Source organism: Halovivax sp. (genome assembly GCA_007119345.1).
In the GTDB taxonomy this organism is placed as follows: Archaea; Halobacteriota; Halobacteria; order Halobacteriales; family Natrialbaceae; genus Halovivax.
This window is the reverse complement of the sequence record SKPV01000149.1, coordinates 1-3762: the sequence shown is the minus strand read 5'-3', so window position 1 is coordinate 3762 and position 3762 is coordinate 1. Positions and strand designations below refer to the sequence as shown.

Genomic DNA, 3762 nt, shown 5'->3' with positions numbered 1-3762 from the left:
CCGGAGCGCCGTCGCGGACTCGGGGACGATCGTCGTCGAGACGGGCGAGCGGCGCACGACGGCCTCGCTGACGTGGCCGAGGAACGGCCGCGTGATCGGCGACTCGCCGTGGCTCCCCATCACGACGTGATCGACGTCGGTCTCGGCGGCCATCGAGAGAATTTCGGTGTGCGCTTCCCCGGTGCGGAGTTCCGTTCGGAGTTCGCGACCGTGCGCTTCGGCGCGGTCGGTCGCGCGTTCGAGGACGCGCTCGCCCCGTTCTTCGGCCCGCCGTCCCGGCGGGTCTCCGCCACCCACGCTCGCGTACTCGTCGCGACCGGGGTCGACGACGTACAGCGCGGTGATCGAGGCGTCCGGGAACGAGGCGAAACTGTACTCGAGGCCGGCGGTGGCGTGTTCGGTCCCGTCCGTCGGAACGAGAACGTGTGTTGGCATTGGCTGACCCTCCGTGGTGGTGCGGGAGCGGCGACCGCGACGTCCGGTTGCGGGAGCCGACCGCGACGTCCGATACGACGTTCCACGACGAGGGTGATAAAGCGAAAGCCCGCCGCACCGACCGCGTCCGCGCGCTCGTCGTCGCGCACGCGGTCCGAACGAACGGGGGTCCGAACGAACGGGGGTCCGAACTCACGGGGTCCGAACAATCTCCGTCGGGCACGTCACTCGACTCGGCCGGCGAGTTCGCGGACGCCTCCGGTGGTTCTGTCGCGGTCGGTATCGACCCCGGGAACGCCTTATATGAGGCTTTTCGTCGTACCTCCAGGTATGTCGATGCCAGATGACCCCGAGGAACTCGCGTCGGAACTGGTCAGCGTCTGTCGAACGGCCATCGGCGACGATATTCGCAGTATCACGTACTTCACCGCCGACGACTACGAGCAGCTGTATCTCAGGGACGACCTGGAGCGGGACGCCGACCTCGACCGGTTCGTCGAGAACGAGCGACTCGGCTTCACCTCCCAGATAACGTACGGTGACTCCGAACTCGGCGACTACGAGTTCACGATCCGCGTCTTCGAGTGGGGATACGTCACCCGAGTCGTCGCCGGCGAACGTGGGGTGTTCGTGACGACCGATCCGCTCAACGTGAACGGGTTCCACGAGGTGGCGACGGCCGTCAGGTCGGTCCTCGAGGAGGCCGGACCCTGAACGCTCCACGACCGCGGGCCCGAATCGGGCGAACCACCGGCGAGGATCCCGACCGAACCGACCGCGGGCGCACCCGCCCCCGGCACCGTCGACCGCGGGCGCACCCGCCCCCGGCACGGTCGGCCGCGCGCGATCGGTAGATTGCCGAGCCGTCCCGTGAAAACCGGGCCGTCCCGTGAAAACCGGGCCGTCCCGTCGCCGCGGTCGGGGCCGTCGAAGGTATCCTGACCGTTCATCCCCTCGTGACGGCGGTTTTTCGTCGACGGCTCCGTACGTACCGTATGGACGGACTCCGCTGGGTGCAGCTGCCCACAGACGAGCGCGACGAATTTCTGGGCACCGGGGGGATCGGCGTCCTCTCGTTTTCGACCGAGCTCGCCGAGCCGCCCGCGTCGCTGCCGGTCTCGTACGGCTACAACGCGGACGCGGGAACCCTGTACTTCCGGCTGTCGTTTCCGCCCGGCACCCGCAAAACGGACGTCGTCGACGACCCGGTGTCGTTCGTCTCCTTCGATCGCACGGCCGACGGCTGGCGGAGCGTCGTCGCGACCGGCCACCTCGATGAGTTGGCCGACATCCCGTACGATTCGGAGGCGGTGCAGGGAATGTGGGCGGTGGACATCCCGACGGTCGACATCTTCGATCGACCGCGGGAGGAGATCTCGTTCCAGGACTTTCGGCTGGACCCCGAGACGCTGACCGGACGCAAGGAGGTGCCGCCGTGACGGCGGCCGGGCGAACGGGGACGGCTCAGTGACGGCGGCCGAACGAACGGGGGAGGCCGAGCGAACGTCACCCCGTCACCGCTCCAGCCCGGGCGGGAGGCCGATGTGTTTGACGCCCGAACGCTCCCGGATCCGAAATTCGTAGACGGTCACCCCGCCCGAGAGGGTCGCCGTCTCGAACAGGTCCGGTCGCCACGCGTCGTCCGTGGCGTCCCCGACGGTCTCCCACTCGGATTCGGGGACCTGCTCGAGGGTCCCCGACAGGAGCACGCTCTGCCAGTTGAACCGCGTATCGGCCTTGTAGACGAGCACGCTCGCGACGTCGGCCCGCTCGCTCAGCGTCGCTTTCCGACTCTCCGAGCCCACGAGGTAGGTGAAGTAGAGGCGCGATTCGCCGTCGAAGCCGTACGACATCGGAAGCAGGTAGGGCGCGTCCGCCGTCGGGAAGCCGAGCACGCCGGTTCCCTGGCTCGCGAGGAACGACCGGATCTCGTCGTCGTCCATGCGGACCAGCCCGTACTGCTCGAGTTCGTCGGTTGACATCCGTCGGCGACTTCGAGACCGCCGGGGATAAAACTCGAACCCGATCGGAACGACCGTTCCATCTCGGATCGGCACTCGGTCTCACCCTCGTTCACCTCGGGATTCATACGCGTCGTCGTGGAAGTCGCCCCACGGCGATGTACGAGACGATCCTCGTCCCGACGGACGGTAGTACGGTCGCGGAGACGGCGGGCGAGTACGGCGCCCGTCTCGCGAAACGGTTCGACGCGGCGATCCACGTCGTTCACGTGGAGGAGGAGCGCCTGCTTCTCGGGCCGGGCGGGGACGACTCCGGCGAACGCGCCGTGGAAGCCGTGGAGCAAATCGCGATCGACCGCGGCGTCGACGTGACGACGGCCGTCCTGGAAGAGCGGGAGGGAGTCCACCGCACGATCCTCGAGTACGCCGAGGATCACGACGTCGACCTCGTGGTCATGGGGACCTACGGGCGAACGGGGCTCGACCGGTACCTCATCGGGAGCGTCGCGGAGCGGACCCTCCGGGAGTCGCCCGTCCCGGTCGTGACGGTGGACGAGGCCACGTCCGTCGAACGGGACCTCGAGCGGATACTGGTGCCGAGCGACGGGAGCGCAGGCGCGATGGCCGCCGCCGACCACGCTATCGAGCTCGCGACCGAGACCGGGGCCGGGATCCACGTCGTCCACGTCGGCGGCCGAAGCCCGGTCGGGGACGAGACGACCACGTACGACCTCTCCGACCCGGACGCGTCGGCCGGCGTGGACGCGATCGACGACGTCCTGGAGCGGGCGCGAGCGGCCGGGTTGGAGTCGGCCGACGTCTCGATCCTGGGCGGCCGCGTCGACCTGACGATCCTCGCGGCGGCGGCCGAGCACGCCGTCGACCTCGTCGTCATGGGGACGCACGGCCGGACCGGGATCCGGCGACACCTCCTCGGGAGCACGACCGAGCGCGTCGTCCGGTTCGCCCGCGTGCCGGTGCTCGCGATCAGGGCGCCGCGCCCCGAGACGGCGACGGTCGAGTACCTCGATTACGCGACCGTCGACGAGCGCGGCTGGTCCGTCGACGCCGACCTCTTCGAGACGGCCGACGCGGCCGACCTCGAGTCGCCGGCCCACGGCACGCTCGAGGTGCCCCGGGACGAGTACGTCCTCGACGCGGCCGAAGAGGCCGGTCACGATTGGCCGTACTACTGTCGCGCGGGCGGTTGCGTGAACTGCGCCGCCGTCGTGGTCGAGGGCGAGATCGAGATGGACGTCAACCGCAGCCTCTCGGACGAGGAGGTCGACGAGGAGAACCTCCGGCTGACCTGCGTCGGGACGCCGGCCAGCGACTCGATCAAGCTCGTCTACAACGCCAAGTACCT

5 protein-coding genes are annotated in these 3762 nt (G+C 69.2%); 3 read left to right on the top strand and 2 right to left on the bottom strand.

Annotated features, from left to right (window positions below):
• Positions 1–435: universal stress protein (locus tag QZT59_RS10310; RefSeq protein WP_290815413.1), on the bottom strand; the 435-nt coding region annotated here is incomplete at its 3' end.
• Between the two features lie 336 nt (positions 436–771).
• Here QZT59_RS10310 and QZT59_RS10305 point away from each other — a divergent pair.
• Positions 772–1149, top strand: a complete 378-nt coding sequence (locus QZT59_RS10305) for a hypothetical protein (protein WP_394348648.1) — start codon at positions 772–774, stop codon at positions 1147–1149.
• Between the two features lie 281 nt (positions 1150–1430).
• Positions 1431–1874, top strand: coding sequence for a pyridoxamine 5'-phosphate oxidase family protein (locus tag QZT59_RS10300; RefSeq protein ID WP_290815408.1), 444 nt, complete (start codon positions 1431–1433; stop codon positions 1872–1874).
• A 75-nt stretch (positions 1875–1949) separates the two neighbouring features.
• Here the strand turns inward: QZT59_RS10300 and QZT59_RS10295 are convergent, their stop codons facing one another.
• On the bottom strand, positions 1950–2417 hold the full coding sequence (locus QZT59_RS10295; RefSeq protein ID WP_290815405.1) for a pyridoxamine 5'-phosphate oxidase family protein: 468 nt from the start codon (positions 2415–2417) through the stop codon (positions 1950–1952).
• Positions 2418–2554: 137 nt separating this feature from the next.
• Between QZT59_RS10295 and fer the strand changes: the two genes are divergently transcribed.
• On the top strand, positions 2555–3762 hold a 1208-nt coding region (fer, locus tag QZT59_RS19215), incomplete at its 3' end, for a ferredoxin Fer (RefSeq protein WP_290815402.1).

What these genes read in the sequence shown, in the direction of transcription:
- QZT59_RS10305 (WP_394348648.1), top strand. Translation starts at nt 772, where the DNA reads ATGCCAGATGACCCCGAGGAACTCGCGTCGGAACTGGTCAGCGTCTGT.
- QZT59_RS10300 (WP_290815408.1), top strand. Translation starts at nt 1,431, where the DNA reads ATGGACGGACTCCGCTGGGTGCAGCTGCCCACAGACGAGCGCGACGAA.
- QZT59_RS10295 (WP_290815405.1), bottom strand. Translation starts at nt 2,417, where the DNA reads ATGTCAACCGACGAACTCGAGCAGTACGGGCTGGTCCGCATGGACGAC.